We start from the raw sequence: 16,770 nt of genomic DNA, 5'->3' as shown, positions 1-16,770 counted from the left end.
CCCCCATGCAGCTCAATCAGGTCAAGGCGATCATCACCGGCGGCGCCTCCGGACTCGGCCACGCGGTGGCGCAGCATCTGGTCGCCCACGGCGGCAAGGTCGCCCTGTTCGACGTCAACGAGGAGAAGGGCCAGGAAGCCGCGAAGGCGATGGGCGCCACGTTCTTTCGCACCGATGTGACGTCCGAGGAAGGCGTGACGGCCAACGTCGCCGCCGCACGCGAGGCCCTGGGCGGGCTCAACGTGGTGATGAACTGCGCCGGCATCCTCGGCGCCGGCCGCGTGCTGGGCAAGGAAGGCCCGATGCCGCTGAACACCTTCGCCACCACCGTGATGGTGAACCTGGTGGGCAGCTTCAACGTGGCCAAGGCCGCCGCCGCCTTGATGCAGGGCAATGAAGCCGGTGAAGATGGGGAGCGCGGCGTGATCATCAATACCGCCTCCGTGGCCGCCTACGAAGGCCAGATCGGCCAGGCCGCCTATTCCGCCTCCAAGGGTGGCGTCGTCGCCATGACCTTGCCGATGGCACGCGAGCTGTCACGCTTCGGCATCCGCGTGGTGACCATCGCACCGGGCATCTTCTGGACGCCCATGGTGGACGGCATGCCGCCGCAGGTGCAGGAGTCGTTGTCCGCTTCGATTCCGTTCCCATCGCGCCTGGGCAAGCCGGAGGAGTTCGCCTCCACGGTCGCCTTTATCCTCGGCAACCGCTACATCAACGGGGAAACCATCCGCCTCGACGGCGCGGTGCGTTTGCAGCCGAAGTAATTGCCACATACAAGTACACCGTCATCCCGGCAAAGACTGGGATGACGGACATGAAACCCTCAAGCCAGTTGGTCTCACATCCATGAAAGCTTCCGACGTCAAGAAAGGCAATGTGGTCGAACACGAAGGTACCGTGTACCAGGTGCGCGATATCGAGCGCAGCTCGCCGACTGCGCGTGGCGGCAACATTACGTTCCGCTTCACCATGTATTCCATCCCGGGCGGTCGCAAGTTCGACCTGAGCCTGCGCGCCGACGACGATCTCAGGGAAATGGAGCTGGTGCGCCGCGAAGTGAACTTCTCGTACATGGACGGTGACGCGTTCGTCTTCATGGACAACGAGGACTACACGCAGTACATGCTCGCGCCGGAATTGGTGGGCGACAACGCCGGCTACATCGTGGAAGGCGTGGAAGGCTATTACGTGCAGGTGATCGACGACGCACCGGTGGGCCTGCAGGTGCCGACCAGCGTCACGCTCACCGTGGTCGATACCGCACCGGAAATGAAGGGTGCCAGTGCCACCAAACGGACCAAACCGGCCAAGCTCAACACCGGCATCGAGATCCAGGTGCCCGAGTACATCTCCAACGAAGAAAAGGTATGGGTGAACACGCTGACGGGTGAGTTCGCCGGCCGCGCCTAAACCGCCACGACCAAGACGTGAATGCAACGGCGCCTGCGCAAGCAGGCGCCGTTGGCGTATCGGCTTGACGTCGCGCGGTGGGTGCGGCACGTTTCCCCTACCCGAACCCGCTGTGACTGCCATGCCTTTCGCTCGCCCCAGGTATGCGCGCCTGTTCATCGCCAGCCGCACTACCCTGCTGCTCATCTTGCTGGCGTTGCTCGCCGCCTGCGCAACCGCCCCGGCACGTAATCCGATGGCCCAATGGGTGCCGTCGCCCAACTTCGATCAACGTCGGCCAGTACTAATCGTGCTGCACTACACCGGCGGGCATTCGGCACAGCAGAGCCTGGAGACGCTGCGCACGTCCAACGACAGCGGCCCGGTAAGCGCGCATTACTTGATCGGTCGCGACGGGCATATTTTCCAGCTGGTGGCCGATGGCCAACGCGCCTGGCACGCCGGCGCCGGACGCTGGGGCACGATTACCGACGTCAACTCCGCCTCGATCGGCATCGAGCTCGACAACGATGGGCAGTCGCCGTTTGCGCAGGCACAGATCGACAGCCTGCTCGGCCTGCTTACCGACCTCACCACCCGGCTGCGTATTCCACGCACGCAGATCATCGGACACGAGGATCTGGCGCCAGGACGCAAGGACGATCCCGGCGAGCTGTTCCCGTGGGAACAGCTCGCCGATGCTGGCTTCGGATGGTGGCCGCAAGGCACCCTGGTGGATCCGCCGCCGGACTTCGATCCGTGGATGGCGCTGGGCATGGTCGGGTACTCCCTCGATAACCGTGCCGCGACCGTGCGTACGTTCCATCATCACTTCCGCGGCATGGACGGCGACACACTCGATGCGCAGGACCTGCGCGTGCTGTACGCGCTGACGCGCCAGCTGAGTGGTCCGGCGGCACCGTAAACCGCGACCTTGACGTCCGTCGCGCCAGCTTCAGGCGCACTCATGCAAAATCGCCGTATCGTGTAGAGCCTGTTTGGGATCTCAGGAGCGAACGAAGCCTCATGTCTTCCAGCGGTTATTCGCTACGTACCACGGTCGTCGACAGCCTGCTCACTGCCAAGCGACCGGACGTGCCGGCTCGTGTGGTACTGCGCAATACGGCAGCCGTGATCCTGCCGCTGGCGCTCGGCATCGCGACGGGCCACCCGGGCGTCGGCCTGGGCATCGGCGCGGGCGCGCTGGACACCATGTTCTCCGACCAGCCTGGCCCTTATCGTCAGCGCATGGCGCGACTGCTGCTAGCCTCGCTGGCCGCGGGGTTGGCCTCGCTGATCGGTTTCCTGCTCGGCGACCAGCTCATCCCCATTCTCATTGCGACCGCCGTCTTCGGCTTCTGCGGCGGACTGCTGGTGGTGTTCGGCACCGACCTGACCCGCGTCGGCATGACCAGCATGATCCTGCTGGTGGTCACCGCAGCCTCGCCGAGGCCTTTGGGCGAAGCGCTCGGTGCGTCGGCCCTGATCTTTGCCGGCGGCCTGTTGCTCACCGTGTTCTCGGTCGCCGCATGGCCGCTGCAGCGTTACCGTCCCGAACGCCATGCGCTCGCCGCGGTGTATCGCGGATTGGCCACGCTGGCGCGTCAGCAGGCGCATGACGACGCGGACGTGCCCGCACTCACGGATGCCATGACCACGCTGCAGCACACCTTGCTCGGGCGGCACCACGCGCGTGGTCGCGCGATGGAAGCGTTTGGCGTGCTGCTGGAGCTGGCCGAACGCATCCGCCTGGAGCTCACTGCCATGGCGGAGCTACGCGCCAACGCCACCATCCACGCCATGTTCCGAGGCGATGCGGCACGCGTGCTCGCTGCAGTCGCCGATGCGCTGGAGGCCGGCGACTCGCCCCGGCAGGCCGAACATGCCCTGCAAACCCTGCAAGCCAGCGAACAGGCCCTGCTTGGCAACGGCGGCCAGGCCGACGGGCTGGCCACGCATGTTCACGCACTTTCCGGTCAGCTCGCCGCCGTCGTGCGCAATGCGAACTGGGCCGGCAGTCGCGGCGAACTTCGTGCCGCCGCTGCGGAAACGCCGTTGCCGGCGGCGCTGCGCAGCAGTTCGGCGCGCGCCACGCTGCGCGCCAACCTCACCCCGCATTCCGTGGCGTTCCGCCATGCCGTGCGCAGTGCCGTCACCCTGACCGCCACGCTGTGGGTGGCGCGCCAGCTGCAGCTGCCGCATGGCTATTGGCTGCCGATGACCGCCGCCATCGTGCTGCGCCCGGACTTCGCCGCCACCTTCAACTTCGGCTTGCTGCGCGTGGTTGGCACGATCCTGGGCCTGGTGCTGACCACGGCCCTGTTGCATTTCACCCCGCACGAGGCCTGGGCGCATCTCGCCCTGATGGCGGTGTTGTGCATGGCATTCCGTTACCTCGCTACCGCGCACTACGGTGTTGCCGTCGCGGCGCTGACCGGCACCGTGGTCATCCTGCTGTCGTTTGAAGGTGTCAATTCCAGCGATGCGGTGATGGATCGCGTGATCAATACGGCCCTAGGCAGCGGCATCGCGCTGATTGCCTACGTGCTGTGGCCCACCTGGGAACGTGGCCGTGCACGCGTCGCGCTGTCGGAGATGCTGGATGCGTATGCCAATTATATGCAGGCCCTGGCCAATCCGGAACGACGCGACGGCCGGCGCGAAGCGCGCACGGGCGCTCGCATGGCACGCAGCAACGCGCAGGCGTCGCTGGATCGCATACGTGCCGAACCGGCGACGCCGCCCGCCCTGCTCGAACTGGCCAACGCCCTGTTCGCCAACAGCAATCGACTCGCGCGCACGGCGATGACGCTGGAAGCATTGATTGACGATCACCCCAACCTGCCCGAGCAGGCGGAGATGTGCGCCTTCGTCAATCACGTCGCCATCGCGCTGCACGAGATTGCCGCGGCCTTGCGCGCGCAACGCATACCGGAGCGCCTGCCCGATCTGCGCAGCCTGCAACGTACGTACGCAGCGCTGCTCAACATGACCGAGGATCGACAGGCCGCCGGTCTGCTGACGCGCATCAGCGACCGCCTCGTCGACAATGTGAACACGCTGGCTCATATCACCGGGCGCAGTCGCAGCAAGTCGGCAGCGACCGCCTGATTTACTCCCTCTCCCCTCTGGGGAGAAGGTTGGGGTGAGGGGGCAATCTTGAGATGAGGTCTTGTCCTAGCGAGCTTCGTTGAGGCCTTACCGCGAGCACCCGCCCCTCACCTCAATCTTCTCCCCGGAGGGGAGAGGAAGCTAAAGGCTCAAGCTCCCACGCGCTTCCGCACGGCGTCCGAATCCCTCACCGCCCGGACCTCGATCCGCCCGGTCCGCGACCATGGAAACGTCATGGCGATCTGCACCGCCTCGTCCATATCCGCGGCCTCGATCAGGTTGAAGCCACCGAGGTATTCCTTGGCCTCGGCAAACGGCCCATCGATCACGCTGATCTTGCTGTCGCGCATGCGCAGCGACTTCGCTTGCGCGGGCGCTTCCAGCTGCATCGAATCGAGCAGGCAGCCTTCGGCACGCAGCTCGTCGGCATGGGCGAAACAGCCGCGCATCATGCTGTCGAACTCGCCTGGCGGAAGTGCATCCAGCAAGGCGTCGTCGTTGTAGATCATGACCAGGAATTTCATGCTGCCCCCGAAGGCCGGTTGGCGGAAAGGAGTCCCGCATGATGGCGGCAAAGCGCCCGCTGTGCACGTTCGGGCGGCTTCCAGTTCACCTTGCAGCCACCTGCGGGCAAGCCGCAATTCGCGTTGTATCGTCAAGGGCGATACACCCGGCACAGCACCCATTTCCAAAGGGGGGGATTCGGGCCATCCACGGACCAATCGCCTGCACCTGGCCCGCGGACAGCCCTGCCCCGACCCGCCGTGCGGCTCTCTACGCGAAGACCATTCACAGGCTCTACACTCTGCGCCATGCTCAAGATCGATACCCACGCGCATATCCTGCCCCGCGACTGGCCCAATCTGGCGGCCAAATACGGCGACGAACGTTTCCCGGTGATGATCCACAACGACGGGCGCCACCGTATCTACAAGGACGGCAAGTTCTTCCGTGAGGTATGGGATTCGGCCTTCGATCCGCAACACCGTATCGACGACTACGCGCGTTTTGGCGTCGGCGTACAGGTCATCTCCACCGTGCCGGTGCTGTTCTCCTACTGGGCACCGGGCTACCAGGCGCTGGAGCTGCATCGACACCTGAACGATGAGACCGCCCGGCTGTGCAACGACTATCCGCGTCACTACGCGGGCATCGGCACGGTGCCGCTGCAGTCGCCGGAGCTGGCCATCCGTGAACTGGAACGCTGCATCGACGAACTGGGCCTGCAAGGCGTGCAGATCGGCTCGCACTGCAACGACTGGAACCTGGACGCGCCGGAACTGTTTCCGTTTTTCGAGGCGGCAGCGGATCTTGGCGCGGCCGTACTCGTGCATCCCTGGGACATGATGGGTGCCGCCAGCATGCCCAAGTACTGGCTGCCCTGGTTGGTGGGCATGCCGGCCGAACAATCGCGCGCCGGCTGCTGCCTGGTGTTCGGTGGCGTGCTTGAGCGGCTGCCAAGGCTACGCGTGATGTTGGCCCATGGCGGCGGCAGCTTTCCGTGGAGCATCGGCCGTATCGAGCATGGTTTCCGCATGCGCCCGGACCTGGTGGCCACGGACAACCCCCGCAATCCGCGCGAGTACCTGCAGCGCCTGTATTTCGACTCCTGCGTGCATGACCCGCAGGCCCTGCGCTATCTCCTGGATGTGACCGGCGTCGACCGCGTCATGCTGGGTACCGACTATCCTTTCCCGCTGGGGGAACAACATCCGGGTAGCGGGATCGAGGCGCTGGGTCTCGACGACGCCGACCGTGCGCGACTCTTCCACGGCACCGCACTGGAATGGTTGGGGCTGCCGCTCCACCGTTTCGAACCCACCGCCGCCTAACAGGAGCAGGCATGAGCTTTTTCCGCAACACGGTTCTGGTCAGCGCCCTCATGCTGGCCGGCGCAGTCCACGCCACCGACGTCACCATGGCCGACGGCAGCGTCAGCTTCAGCACGCCGGACGCATGGGTGAGCATCATGGAGACGCAGGGCGATCCGGAAGTGCGGGTATTCCAGGTACCGGATCCCTCGCCCACCGCGGCCAGCAGCCTCGCCCGGGTGACCGTGACGGTGAAGCAGGTAGCAGACGGCAACGCCTACCAGCAGTACGTAAGCGCCGCCATGGGCAAGGCCAAGGCGCTTACCGGCTTCCAGGCCGGCGCCAGCCAGGCGGCGGACAACTTCGTCTACACCGCCCAGGAAAACGGCGCGCAGTTCAGCTACACCGAGCGCTACTGGCTCAAGGGCAGCCACGCCATCCAGTTGCGCTGCGTGCGTCCCAGCCAGAGTCAGGCCGGCCCCGCCTGGAAGGCTGCCTTCGACAAGGGCTGCGACGCCATCGCGGCACGCCTGAAGTAATCCGGTTCATTGCCGCTCGCCCTTCGAAGGGCGAGCGGCGCACTGCACGAGAATGCCGATGTCCGCACCGTACGAAGCCACCCTCGCCTGGGCGCAGGCCCAGGATGCCGCCGACCCGCTGCGCCACTTCCGCGACGAGTTCCATATCCCGCCGCACGAAGGTCGCGACAGTCACTACTTCTGCGGCAATTCGCTGGGCCTGCAGCCACGTGCCGTGCGCCCCGCGCTGAGCGCCGAACTGGACTACTGGGGCGAGCTGGGCGTGGAAGGTCATTTCAAGGGGCGCCTGCCCTGGATGGATTATCACGAGTTCGTGCGCGACGACCTCGCCACGGTGGTGGGCGCACAGCCCACCGAAGTCGTAGCGATGAATACCCTGGGTGTGAACCTGCACCTGATGATGGTGAGCTTCTATCGCCCGACGCCGGCGCGCCACGCGATCCTGATCGAAGCGGGCTCTTTCCCTACCGATCGTTACGCGGTGGAATCGCAGATCCGCTTCCACGGCTTCGATCCCAGCACCGCCCTGATCGAACTTAAAAGCGACGAACCGAATGGCACCACTTCGATGGCCGCCATCGAACGCGTGCTGGCCGAGCACGGCTCGCGCATTGCCCTGGTGATGCTGCCCGGAATCCAGTACCGCACCGGCCAGGCGTTCGATCTCGCCGCCATCACGCGGCTCGCCAACCGCCACGGCTGCATGGTCGGTTTCGATCTCGCGCATGCCGTGGGCAACCTCCCGCTGCAGCTGCATGACAGCGGTGCCGACTTCGCCATCTGGTGCAGCTACAAGTACCTCAACAGCGGCCCGGGCGCTGTCGGTGGTGCCTTCGTCCACGAACGCCACGCCCGCACCGACCTGCCACGCTTCGCCGGCTGGTGGGGCCACGACAAGACCACCCGCTTCCAAATGGGCCCACAATTCGTGCCCACCCATGGCGCCGATGGCTGGCAGCTTTCCAACCCGCCCATTCTTGCCCTGGCACCACTGCGCGTATCGTTGGAAATCTTCCGCCGCGCCGGCATGCCGCGTCTGCGCGAGAAGTCACTGCGACTCACCGGCTATCTGGAATGGCTGGTGCACACCCAGTTGAACCATCTACTCGAGGTGGTGACACCCAACGACCCCGAACGCCGTGGCGCGCAGCTCTCCATCCGCGTGCTGGGTGGTCGCGAATGGGGGCGCGCGTTGTTCGAGTATCTGATGGAGCACGGCATCATTGGTGACTGGCGTGAGCCGGATGTGATTCGGATTTCGCCGGCACCGTTGTACAACCGGTTTGCGGACTGCTGGGCGTTTGTGGAGGCGGTGAAGGAGTGGGCTGCGCGCAGCGCCTGAGGCCGCTCTTCCCGCTCGCCATCCAAGCGAAGGCTGGAGGCGCGTTCGCATGGATAACGAGCCCACGAAGGAGAGCGGACACATCGACCGTCTGCCATGTGTCCGCGGACGCACACTCGCGTGCAAAGCGAACCTCCCTTGTGCCTATATGCCAGCCACATACAACGTCCAAACACGTTGGCACACGGATTGCTACCACAACCACGACATCCGCCCTCAAGGAACGACCATGCGCAAATCCAACCTGCAACGACTGACCCTGATGATCACGCCGCTGCTGGCGATTTCCATGGCCCGCGCCGCCACGCCGGAGGTGGCCATGCCTGCGGGCGATGAGCTCGTGCGCACCGTGAGCGATCTCGATACCGCCGTCTTCCATGCCTACAACAGCTGCGATTTGAAAACCTTCGGCAACTACTTCAGCACCGACGTGGAGTTCTTTCACGACAAGGCTGGCCTGATGAACTCGCGTGACTCCGTGGTGGAAGCCACCCGCCAGTACATCTGCGGCAAGGTGCGGCGCGAACTGGTCGGAACACTCGAGGTGTATCCGATCAAGGACTATGGCGCGATGGAAGTAGGCACGCACCGCTTCTGCAATATCAACACCAACAAATGCGAAGGCGTGGGCAAGTTCCTCAATATCTGGCGCTACAAGGACGGTCAGTGGCAGATGACGCGGGTGATCAGTTACGACCACCGCGAGGTCAAGGACCCCAACAGCAAGTAAGAAGCCATTGATGCGATGACGACGGCCTGCCGCCGTCGCGTCAGTGCGATTCCGATGTGCGGCTCTGCGGATGCCGCACCTGCCCTTCGCCACGCACCACGAAGCGCTCGATCGTCAGGGACTCCGCCCCCATCGGTCCGTAGGCGTGCAGGCGCGTGGTCGAAATACCAATTTCCGCGCCCAGGCCAAGCTCGCCTCCATCCGAGAATCGCGACGACGCGTTGACCATCACCACCGCGGAGCGCAACGCCTGCACAAAGCGTTGCGCCGCGGCCTCATCGCGCGTGGCGATCACCTCGGTATGGTCGGAGCTGAAACGGCGGATATGGGCGATCGCCTCGTCGAGATCGTCCACCACGCGCACGGCCAGGATCAGGTCCAGAAACTCCGCGGCGTAATCATCCTCCGTCGCGACCTTTGCTCCTGCTACGAGCGCGCAGGTTGTCACGTCACCGCGCACCTCCACGCCGCGCTCACGCAACGCCTCCGCCGCGTGAGGCAGGAACGTCCCCGCCATATCCTTGTGCACCAACAGCGTCTCCAGCGCATTGCATACGCCCGGGCGCGATGTCTTGCCGTCGATCAGCAGGTTCAGTGCCAGCGAAACATCGGCATCTCGATCCACGTACAAATGGCAAACACCCTTGTAGTGCTTGATCACGGGAACGCGCGCATGTTCCGCGACGAAACGAATCAGCCCTTCACCGCCACGCGGAATGGCGAGGTCGACGATATCGGCAAGCTGCAGCAGTTCTACCATCGCTTCACGGCGAAGATCTTCGACCAACGTGATCGCCGCTTCCGGCAGGCCATGCGCACGCAGCGCTTCGTGCAGTGCCGCAGCGATCGCCGCATTGGAATGCAGTGCTTCGGAGCCACCCCGCAGAATCACCGCGTTGCCGGCCTTCAGGCAGAGTGCCGCCGCATCGGCGGTGACGTTGGGGCGGGCCTCATAGATCATCGCCACCACGCCCAGCGGGATACGCACCCGTTCGACCGCGATACCGTTGGGTCGCGTCTCGCGGCGAGTCACTACGCCAACCGGATCAGGCAATTCGGCCACTTCGCGCAAGGCTTGCGCGATGCCCGTCACGCGAGCGGCGTCCAGGCGCAAGCGGTCGAGCACAGCACCTTGCGCACCCTTATCCGTCGCCTGCTGCATATCGCGCGCGTTCGCGGTCAGGATCGCGTCGACGTGCTTTTCCAGCGACGATGCCATGTCTTGCAACAGCGAACGCTTGGTCCCGCTGTCGAGCGCTGCGATCAGCGGCGCCGACTCACGACAGGCCAGTGCGAGTGAACGGATATCGCTCATGCGTTGTTCTCCCCTACCGCTCCGACATGAGCCAGCGTGGCCAGATCGTCGCGGTGCACGACTTCTGCCCCATAGCTGTAGCCCAATAGGTGTTCGATGTCGCGACTATGCCGGCCCGCCAATCGCCGTGCTTCGCCCGCACCGTATTGGCTTAGTCCACGCGCAAGCAGCTGGCCGCTGTCATCGACAATCTCCACCAGGTCACCGCGATGAAAATCACCGCTTACTTCGACCACGCCGCCCGGCAACAACGAAGCGCGACCGCTCGCCAGCGCGCGTGCGGCGCCCGCATCCACTCGGATCCTCCCGGGCGCCGCCGGTGCATGGCGAAGCCAGTACTTGCGTGCCTGCATGCGGCTTCCGCCTGCGGCGATCAGCGTGCCGCGCAAGTAACCCCGCGTAAGCGCGCCAACGGCGTCCTCATCACGACCGCAGAAGAGCGCCGTGGGAATGCCCGCCCCGGCCGCCTTGATGGCCGCCTCCAACTTGGTACGCATGCCACCGGTGCCCACGCTGCTGCCGCTACCACCGGCCATGGCCAGTACTTCGGGAGTCACCGCGTCCACCTGGGCAATCGGCACGGCCGAAGGATCGCGGCGAGGGTCGGCGCTATAGAGCGCATCAATGTCAGAAGCGATCAACAGCAGGTCGGCATCGACCAGGGCAGCAACAATCGCAGCGAGATTGTCGTTGTCCCCGAGCTTCAACTCATCGACGGCAACGGTGTCGTTTTCGTTCACTACGGGCAGCACGTCGAGGGCAAGCAACCCACGCAACGTAGCGCGCGCGTTGAGGTAGCGGCGGCGGTTACGCAAGTCATCGTGAGTCAGCAGCACTTGAGCCACCGGGCGAGTGCTGAGGGACTGCCATAACGCGATCATGGGTGCCTGGCCAAGTGCGGCCAGCGCTTGCCGTGCGGCCAGATCGCCGCCGGACGGCACGTGTTGCCGTAGCAAGGAACGACCCGCCGCCACGGCACCGGACGACACCAGGATGACCTCCCGCCCGCCTTCGCGACTGGCGGTAATAAACCCTGCCAAAGCGTCGGCGTAACGTGGCGTCAACCCGCCACCGTCAGCCGCCAGCAGGTTGCTGCCAACCTTCAATACAGCGCGTCGCCAGGCCGGCAACGGCTGCTCGGCTAAAGCATCCCGTGCCGACGCGATACTCATGCCTCGGCATCCAGGGGAGCCGCGATGCGATCGCCGTGGCTACGGGGTGCCGAAACCACCAGAAAGCGTGCGTCAGCACTGCCTTCGTTGCGAGCCTGATGGGCTGCGCCCGGAGGCACGTGGAGGCCTTGTCCGCTCTGCAGTTGGTGAACAGCGCCGTCCAGCTCGAGCGTCAGCGTGCCCTCAAGCGCATAGAAGAACTGTCGCGATCGCGCGTGCCGATGGCGAACTTCCGCAGCGCCGGGCGGCATACGCTCTTCGATCACGCTCAGGTCATCTCCAGCCAGCAAATGCCAGCCGTCGCAGCCTTTCCCCCAGCGATAGTGCTCGGCATTAGCCTTGCTGACGGCCCCCATCCTATTCACCGTTTAGCCATCCAGATGGCTGAGTCTAGCGCGCAATTCGTCCAGGCGCAGGTCATGCCCCGAACCGGGCGATACGCGCGCCGCCAGACTTCCCTCCGGCGTACGGCCTGCGCCGGCCGAAGATGCCGTATCGGCAGCCGCGCGGTAGGCGTCGCGGAACGGTACGCCAGCTGCCGCCTGCTCGATCGCCACGTCGGTGGCGTACATGGCCGGCTCGATGGCCGCACGCATGGCCGGCTCGTTCCACTCCATGCGGGCCAGCAGGTCCGGCATCAGCTCCAGCGCGGCCAGGCCATGGCGGCAGCCGTGGAACAACGAGCCCTTGGAGAACTGCAGATCACGCTGGTAACCGGAAGGCAGCGACAGCAGCTGCTCGATCTCGGTACGGGCTGCAGCCACGCTGGCATAGCTGGCGCGCAGCAGCTCCACCACGTCCGGGTTGCGCTTGTTCGGCATGATCGAGCTGCCGGTGGTGTATTCGGACGGCAGTTTCACGAAATCGAATTCGGCCGTGGTGAACAGCGACAAATCCCAGGCCAGTCGACGGACATCCAGCAGCGCGCCACCGATAGCTTCCAGCACGGCCATTTCGAACTTGCCACGCGACAGCTGTGCATAGATCGGCGAAATCTGCATGCGCCCGAAGCCCAGCGCCGCCGTGGTGTGCTCGCGATCGAGCTTCATATTGACGCCGTAGCCGGCGGCCGTGCCCAGCGGATTGGCGTCGATCAGGGTCGCGGTCTGCCGGGCGCGCAGGGCATTGTCGATAAAGCCCTCGGCAAAGCCGGCGAACCACATGCCGGTGGACGAGACTACCGCACGCTGCAAATGGGTGTAGCCCGGCAGCGGCAGTCCCGGCCGGGCCGCGCGATCCAGGCATACGTTGGCGATGGCTCGGCAGTGCTGCTCCAGTGTGGCCAGCTGGTCTTTCAGCCACAGACGCGTCGCCACCAGGATCTGATCGTTGCGGCTGCGACCGGTATGCACGCGACGGCCGGCATCGCCCAGGCGTTCGGTCAGCCGTGCCTCGATGGCCGAATGGCAGTCTTCGTAGCGGTCGTCGAGCACAAAGCTGCCGGCACGAAAGTCCTCCGCCAACACGTCCAACTCACGCTTGAGTGCTGCGGCTTCGTCCGCACTGACCACACCGATATTGGCCAATCCTTCCACGTGCGCCTTGCTGGCGGTGACGTCGTAGAGGAAAAACTCGCGATCCAGCAAGACGTCGTCACCCGCCAGGAACTTCATGATGCGGGCGTCGATCTTGATATTGGATTTTTGCCAGAGCGGCTGGGTCATGTTCGTGTCCTGCTGTATCGATAGATGAGAGCGCAATCGGTGCGCCTAAACAAAAGGAGATCTCAATCGCGTCCAGGGCGCGCATCGACCAGAGACGCCAATGCGGCACCGATGCTGAGCACGCTTCGCTCGTCGGTGGCGCGTCGCTTCAATTCAACCTGGCCGTTCTTCAGCTCACGCGGCCCTACGGCCAGCTGCCAAGGCAAGCCAATCAGATCCATATTGGCGAACTTGCCGCCAGCCCGTGCCCCGGTGTCGTCGTACAACACCTCGACGCTGGATTGCCTGAGCTTGGTGTAGATCGTTTCGCAGGCCGCATCCGTATCCGGGTTGCCTTGCTGCAAATTGATCAAGCCGACCTGGAACGGAGCCACCGCATCCGGCCAGACAATGCCGCGCTCGTCGTGACTGGCCTCGACGATGGCACCGTCCAGTCGCGAAACGCCCACGCCATAGGAGCCACCGTGGATCGGCCGGTCCACGCCGTCCGGACCGGTGATCAGCGCCTTCATCGGCTCGGAATATTTGGTGCCGAAGTAGAAGATCTGCCCGACTTCGATGCCTCGCGTATGCAGCCGCCGCTCCGCTGCCACCTCGCGCTCGAAGCGCTCGGCGTCATGCACGTCCTCGGTGGCAGCATAGAGCTGCGTCCAGGGCTCGATCAGCGCAGCTAGGTCGCCCTCGTAGTTCACATGTTCGTCCGGTGCCGGCAGCTCAAGCAACTGGCGATCGCAGTACACTCCCGATTCTCCGGTATCGGCCAGCACGATGAACTCGTGCGACAGGTCACCGCCGATGGGTCCGGTCTCGGCGCGCATCGGGATCGCCACCAGTCCCATGCGGGAGAACATGCGCAGGTAGGCGACGAACATGCGCTGGTAGGAGCGCCGTGCGGACGCCTCGTCGAGATCGAACGAATAGGCGTCCTTCATCAGGAATTCGCGCCCGCGCAGCACGCCAAAACGCGGCCGCTGCTCGTCGCGGAATTTCCACTGCACGTGATAGAGATTCAACGGAAGGTCGCGGTACGAACGCACGTTCGCGCGGAAGATGTCGGTGACCATCTCTTCGTTGGTCGGCCCGTACAACAGCTCGCGCTCGTTGCGGTCGCGGATACGCAGCATCTCCGGACCATAGGCATCGTAGCGACCGCTCTCGCGCCAGAGCTCGGCGAGCTGCAGCGTCGGCATCAACAGCTCGAGGGCACCGGCGCGATTCATTTCCTCGCGCACGATGCGCTCGATCTTGCGCAGCACCTGCAGACCCAGCGGCAGCCAGGCATAAATGCCGGCGGCCTCCTGGCGGATCATGCCGGCGCGCAACATCAGCCGATGCGAGACGATCTGCGCCTCGGCGGGCGTTTCCTTCAAGGTGGGCAACAGATAACGGGACAGACGCATGACGATGACCCCGGACGATTGGTTGGTGGATTCTCCCTACAATGACGTTCGCGTAAGCGTCACGGTCGCGGAATAGCCGTGTATTCGTCCACGCCCATCGCGCGATTGATGTTCTGCATGGCCTGGGTGGCGGCGCCCTTGAGCAGGTTGTCCAGCGTTGCCACCACCACGACGCGCTTGCCGTCGGCGGACACCGCAAAGCCACCGATCTCCACATGATGCTTGTTGGCGATCTGGCTGACCCACGGCGCCTCGTCCAGCACGCGCACCAGCTTCTCGCCTGCATAGGCGCCATTGAAGCGGGCAATCACGTCCTCGCGCTTGATCGGGCGCACCAGGTAAAGATTGGTGGTGACAGTGAGACCACGGAAATGCGACGCCACATGCGGCATGAATTCCACCGGCACCCCGAGATGGCGGCTGGCTTCCTTCTCGTGCATATGGCCAGTAAGCGAGTACGGCATCAGGTTATCGCGCAGCTTCTCCGGGTCGTTGCGATCCGACGGTGTGGTGCCCGCGCCGGAGTAACCAGAGACGCCGAAGGAGACCGGCGGGGCCGCCAGCAGATCCTTCAACGGCGCGATCGAAAGCTGCACGGCGGTGGCGTAGCAGCCCGGATTGCTGATGCGCTTTTCACCGCGCCAGCGTTCACGGGTCAACTCCGGCAAGCCGTAATACCAGCGCTCGTCGAAGCGATAGTCGGCCGACAAGTCGACGATCAGCGTCTCGGGCTTGGCCTTGTCGATGGCCTCGACATAAGGCGCCGCCTTGCCATTGGGCAAGGCCAGCACTACCACGTCCGCACCCTGTGCGGCGACCGCCGCCGGATCGAGGTTGGCGTAACGCACTTCGCCGGTGAAGCCCTCCACCTGATCCGCCACGCGCTGGCCATCCAGCTCACGCGAGGAGACGAAGGCAAGCTCCAGCCCCGGGTGCGCTGCCACCAGGCGAATCAGCTCCGCGCCGGTATGACCGCGCGCACCCACAATACCGATGCGTTGTTTGCTCATGCTCATGCTTCAGCCCACCAGGGTCGGCTGCCGCGTGGCGCAATGCGCCACGCAACTGGCGATCGTTTCGAAGTCGTCGAGGCCGTACCAGAACACTTTCCAACTCGGCTGCTTGAGACAACCGTCCGATTCGGCGTAATAGAAATGATTGACCGAGTTGCCGTGACGCGAACGCCAGAACAGCTGCGGATTTTCCTCTCGCATCACCTGCCATACGGCGCGACCCAGGCCTTCACCCTGCGCATCGTCGAGCACGGCAAACTTGTCGAGGTAGGGCAAGCCACCCTCCATGGTGAGTATCATCGCGGTGCGATAGTTCTCGCTGACATAGATACGGAACGGCTTGGTGCGCTCGAAATAGTCCGGCACCAGGGTGCGGCCGAAACTCGACTCGATCAGGACACGCATGCGCTCCTGGTCGATACCTTCCCATGAGTCGAACCGAAGCACCTTCTCGCCACGACGTACCAGCGTGCCCGAACCCTTATGGGTGAACAACTCCTTGGCCAGTTCGGCGGGCTGGGTGATCGACACCGACGAGGTCAACGGCAAATCGGCCAGCAGGTCGGCGATCTGCTCGATCTTCAGGCGCATGCCACCGTTGATCCAAGGCTGCGCCATCAGGTGATCGAACTCGGTGCTGAGGTTGATCGAGTCGATGATGCGACCCTTATCATCCAGCAGGCCACCGGTGCCGGTCAGGAATACGATCTTGTATGGCTGCAGCACGCGCACCAGTTCGTTGGCGGCGAAGTCCGCGTTGACGTTGAGGATCTGCCCCTCTTCCGTCTCGCCCATGCTGGCGATCACCGGGATGGAACCCGCACGCAGGCTCGCCTCGATCGGCGCCAGGTTGATACGGATTACCTTGCCGACGAGACCATAGGTGTTGCGGTCCAAGTACGTGGCGGTGAACACACCCGACAGCACCGAGGTGGCGCGCGTGTCCATGGTCTGCAGTGCCTCGACCAGGCGCAGGTTCTGCTCCTGGAACACCTTGCGCACGATCGCCAGCGCCTGCGGCGTGGTCACGCGCAGGCCGTTGACCGTGTGCTTCTCGATACCGGCGGCAGCCAACTCTTCGTCCAGCTGCGGACCGGCACCGTGCAACACGATTGGGGTCAGGCCGACCTGCTGCAGAAAGGTCAACGAGGACGTCAGTGCAGGCAGGTCGTCGCGCAGCACGGCGCCACCGACCTTCACCACGGCAAAGCGCTTGGCATCGAGCTGCGAGAAGCGCTTGAGGTATTGCTGGATTTCCTTCGCACTGCCCATGCTCGAAAG

Annotated in this window: 16 protein-coding genes; 8 read left to right on the top strand and 8 right to left on the bottom strand. The window is 64.4% G+C overall.

Annotated elements, in window-relative coordinates; all coding sequences use genetic code 11:
- The first annotated feature begins 5 nt into the window (after positions 1 to 5).
- The 4 genes from ACT01B_RS05980 (at position 6) to ACT01B_RS05965 (ending at position 4,503) form a co-directional block, all read left to right on the top strand.
- The gene (locus ACT01B_RS05980) at positions 6 to 767 is read left to right on the top strand and encodes an SDR family oxidoreductase (protein ID WP_445146461.1); all 762 of its coding nucleotides are present in this window, start codon (positions 6 to 8) and stop codon (positions 765 to 767) included.
- A gap of 82 nt (positions 768 to 849) precedes the next feature.
- Positions 850 to 1,413 carry an elongation factor P-like protein EfpL gene (efpL, locus tag ACT01B_RS05975; RefSeq protein ID WP_445146460.1) on the top strand — a complete coding sequence of 188 codons (564 nt, stop codon included), beginning with the start codon at positions 850 to 852 and terminating at the stop codon, positions 1,411 to 1,413.
- Positions 1,414 to 1,534: 121 nt separating this feature from the next.
- Positions 1,535 to 2,317: an N-acetylmuramoyl-L-alanine amidase gene (locus tag ACT01B_RS05970; RefSeq protein WP_445146459.1), complete on the top strand. Its 783-nt coding sequence runs from the start codon at positions 1,535 to 1,537 to the stop codon at positions 2,315 to 2,317.
- 101 nt (positions 2,318 to 2,418) lie between these two features.
- Positions 2,419 to 4,503 (top strand): FUSC family protein, encoded by a 2,085-nt coding sequence (locus tag ACT01B_RS05965; protein ID WP_445146458.1) that lies wholly within the window; start codon positions 2,419 to 2,421, stop codon positions 4,501 to 4,503.
- A 149-nt stretch (positions 4,504 to 4,652) separates the two neighbouring features.
- Here the strand turns inward: ACT01B_RS05965 and ACT01B_RS05960 are convergent, their stop codons facing one another.
- Entirely contained in the window at positions 4,653 to 5,027 is a 375-nt protein-coding gene (locus ACT01B_RS05960; protein ID WP_445146457.1) for a YciI family protein, read from the bottom strand.
- Between the two features lie 288 nt (positions 5,028 to 5,315).
- On the opposite strand from ACT01B_RS05960, the gene ACT01B_RS05955 reads away from it, so the two are divergent.
- The 4 genes from ACT01B_RS05955 to ACT01B_RS05940 all read left to right on the top strand — a co-directional run bounded on the left by ACT01B_RS05955 (position 5,316) and on the right by ACT01B_RS05940 (position 8,925).
- On the top strand, positions 5,316 to 6,335 hold the full coding sequence (locus tag ACT01B_RS05955; protein ID WP_445146456.1) for an amidohydrolase family protein: 1,020 nt from the start codon (positions 5,316 to 5,318) through the stop codon (positions 6,333 to 6,335).
- A gap of 11 nt (positions 6,336 to 6,346) precedes the next feature.
- On the top strand, positions 6,347 to 6,853 hold the full coding sequence (locus ACT01B_RS05950) for a hypothetical protein (RefSeq protein ID WP_445146455.1): 507 nt from the start codon (positions 6,347 to 6,349) through the stop codon (positions 6,851 to 6,853).
- A 58-nt stretch (positions 6,854 to 6,911) separates the two neighbouring features.
- Positions 6,912 to 8,195 (top strand): kynureninase, encoded by a 1,284-nt coding sequence (gene kynU / locus ACT01B_RS05945; protein ID WP_445146454.1) that lies wholly within the window; start codon positions 6,912 to 6,914, stop codon positions 8,193 to 8,195.
- 229 nt (positions 8,196 to 8,424) lie between these two features.
- Positions 8,425 to 8,925 carry a nuclear transport factor 2 family protein gene (locus ACT01B_RS05940; RefSeq protein ID WP_445146453.1) on the top strand — a complete coding sequence of 167 codons (501 nt, stop codon included), beginning with the start codon at positions 8,425 to 8,427 and terminating at the stop codon, positions 8,923 to 8,925.
- 40 nt (positions 8,926 to 8,965) lie between these two features.
- Here ACT01B_RS05940 and ACT01B_RS05935 read toward each other — a convergent pair whose 3' ends face one another.
- The 7 genes from ACT01B_RS05935 to ACT01B_RS05905 form a co-directional block, all read right to left on the bottom strand.
- Positions 8,966 to 10,240, bottom strand: coding sequence for a glutamate-5-semialdehyde dehydrogenase (locus tag ACT01B_RS05935; protein WP_445146452.1), 1,275 nt, complete (start codon positions 10,238 to 10,240; stop codon positions 8,966 to 8,968).
- Positions 10,237 to 11,412, bottom strand: a complete 1,176-nt coding sequence (gene proB / locus ACT01B_RS05930; RefSeq protein ID WP_445146451.1) for a glutamate 5-kinase — start codon at positions 11,410 to 11,412, stop codon at positions 10,237 to 10,239. Before proB ends, ACT01B_RS05935 begins: the two co-directional genes overlap by 4 nt.
- Positions 11,409 to 11,768 carry a cupin domain-containing protein gene (locus ACT01B_RS05925; protein WP_445146450.1) on the bottom strand — a complete coding sequence of 120 codons (360 nt, stop codon included), beginning with the start codon at positions 11,766 to 11,768 and terminating at the stop codon, positions 11,409 to 11,411. Before ACT01B_RS05925 ends, proB begins: the two co-directional genes overlap by 4 nt.
- Before the next feature lie 12 nt (positions 11,769 to 11,780).
- Complete coding sequence (locus ACT01B_RS05920) at positions 11,781 to 13,076, bottom strand: argininosuccinate lyase (RefSeq protein WP_445146449.1); 1,296 nt, start codon at positions 13,074 to 13,076, stop codon at positions 11,781 to 11,783.
- A 62-nt stretch (positions 13,077 to 13,138) separates the two neighbouring features.
- Positions 13,139 to 14,476 carry a proline--tRNA ligase gene (gene proS / locus ACT01B_RS05915; RefSeq protein WP_445146448.1) on the bottom strand — a complete coding sequence of 446 codons (1,338 nt, stop codon included), beginning with the start codon at positions 14,474 to 14,476 and terminating at the stop codon, positions 13,139 to 13,141.
- Positions 14,477 to 14,535: 59 nt separating this feature from the next.
- Complete coding sequence (gene argC, locus ACT01B_RS05910; RefSeq protein WP_445146447.1) at positions 14,536 to 15,492, bottom strand: N-acetyl-gamma-glutamyl-phosphate reductase; 957 nt, start codon at positions 15,490 to 15,492, stop codon at positions 14,536 to 14,538.
- Positions 15,493 to 15,495: 3 nt separating this feature from the next.
- Positions 15,496 to 16,761: an acetylglutamate kinase gene (locus ACT01B_RS05905; protein WP_445147435.1), complete on the bottom strand. Its 1,266-nt coding sequence runs from the start codon at positions 16,759 to 16,761 to the stop codon at positions 15,496 to 15,498.
- Positions 16,762 to 16,770 lie beyond the last annotated feature (9 nt).

The organism is Dyella sp. Tek66A03, assembly GCF_052567735.1.
The sequence above is the reverse complement of the archived record's forward strand: the minus strand, read 5'-3'. Positions and strand labels throughout refer to the sequence as shown.

What these genes read in the sequence shown, in the direction of transcription:
- argC (WP_445146447.1), bottom strand. Translation starts at nt 15,492, where the DNA reads ATGAGCATGAGCAAACAACGCATCGGTATTGTGGGTGCGCGCGGTCAT.
- ACT01B_RS05950 (WP_445146455.1), top strand. Translation starts at nt 6,347, where the DNA reads ATGAGCTTTTTCCGCAACACGGTTCTGGTCAGCGCCCTCATGCTGGCC.
- ACT01B_RS05920 (WP_445146449.1), bottom strand. Translation starts at nt 13,076, where the DNA reads ATGACCCAGCCGCTCTGGCAAAAATCCAATATCAAGATCGACGCCCGC.
- ACT01B_RS05940 (WP_445146453.1), top strand. Translation starts at nt 8,425, where the DNA reads ATGCGCAAATCCAACCTGCAACGACTGACCCTGATGATCACGCCGCTG.
- ACT01B_RS05965 (WP_445146458.1), top strand. Translation starts at nt 2,419, where the DNA reads ATGTCTTCCAGCGGTTATTCGCTACGTACCACGGTCGTCGACAGCCTG.
- ACT01B_RS05935 (WP_445146452.1), bottom strand. Translation starts at nt 10,240, where the DNA reads ATGAGCGATATCCGTTCACTCGCACTGGCCTGTCGTGAGTCGGCGCCG.
- ACT01B_RS05960 (WP_445146457.1), bottom strand. Translation starts at nt 5,027, where the DNA reads ATGAAATTCCTGGTCATGATCTACAACGACGACGCCTTGCTGGATGCA.
- ACT01B_RS05955 (WP_445146456.1), top strand. Translation starts at nt 5,316, where the DNA reads ATGCTCAAGATCGATACCCACGCGCATATCCTGCCCCGCGACTGGCCC.
- efpL (WP_445146460.1), top strand. Translation starts at nt 850, where the DNA reads ATGAAAGCTTCCGACGTCAAGAAAGGCAATGTGGTCGAACACGAAGGT.
- ACT01B_RS05980 (WP_445146461.1), top strand. Translation starts at nt 6, where the DNA reads ATGCAGCTCAATCAGGTCAAGGCGATCATCACCGGCGGCGCCTCCGGA.
- kynU (WP_445146454.1), top strand. Translation starts at nt 6,912, where the DNA reads ATGTCCGCACCGTACGAAGCCACCCTCGCCTGGGCGCAGGCCCAGGAT.
- ACT01B_RS05925 (WP_445146450.1), bottom strand. Translation starts at nt 11,768, where the DNA reads ATGGGGGCCGTCAGCAAGGCTAATGCCGAGCACTATCGCTGGGGGAAA.
- ACT01B_RS05905 (WP_445147435.1), bottom strand. Translation starts at nt 16,761, where the DNA reads ATGGGCAGTGCGAAGGAAATCCAGCAATACCTCAAGCGCTTCTCGCAG.
- proB (WP_445146451.1), bottom strand. Translation starts at nt 11,412, where the DNA reads ATGAGTATCGCGTCGGCACGGGATGCTTTAGCCGAGCAGCCGTTGCCG.
- ACT01B_RS05970 (WP_445146459.1), top strand. Translation starts at nt 1,535, where the DNA reads ATGCCTTTCGCTCGCCCCAGGTATGCGCGCCTGTTCATCGCCAGCCGC.
- proS (WP_445146448.1), bottom strand. Translation starts at nt 14,476, where the DNA reads ATGCGTCTGTCCCGTTATCTGTTGCCCACCTTGAAGGAAACGCCCGCC.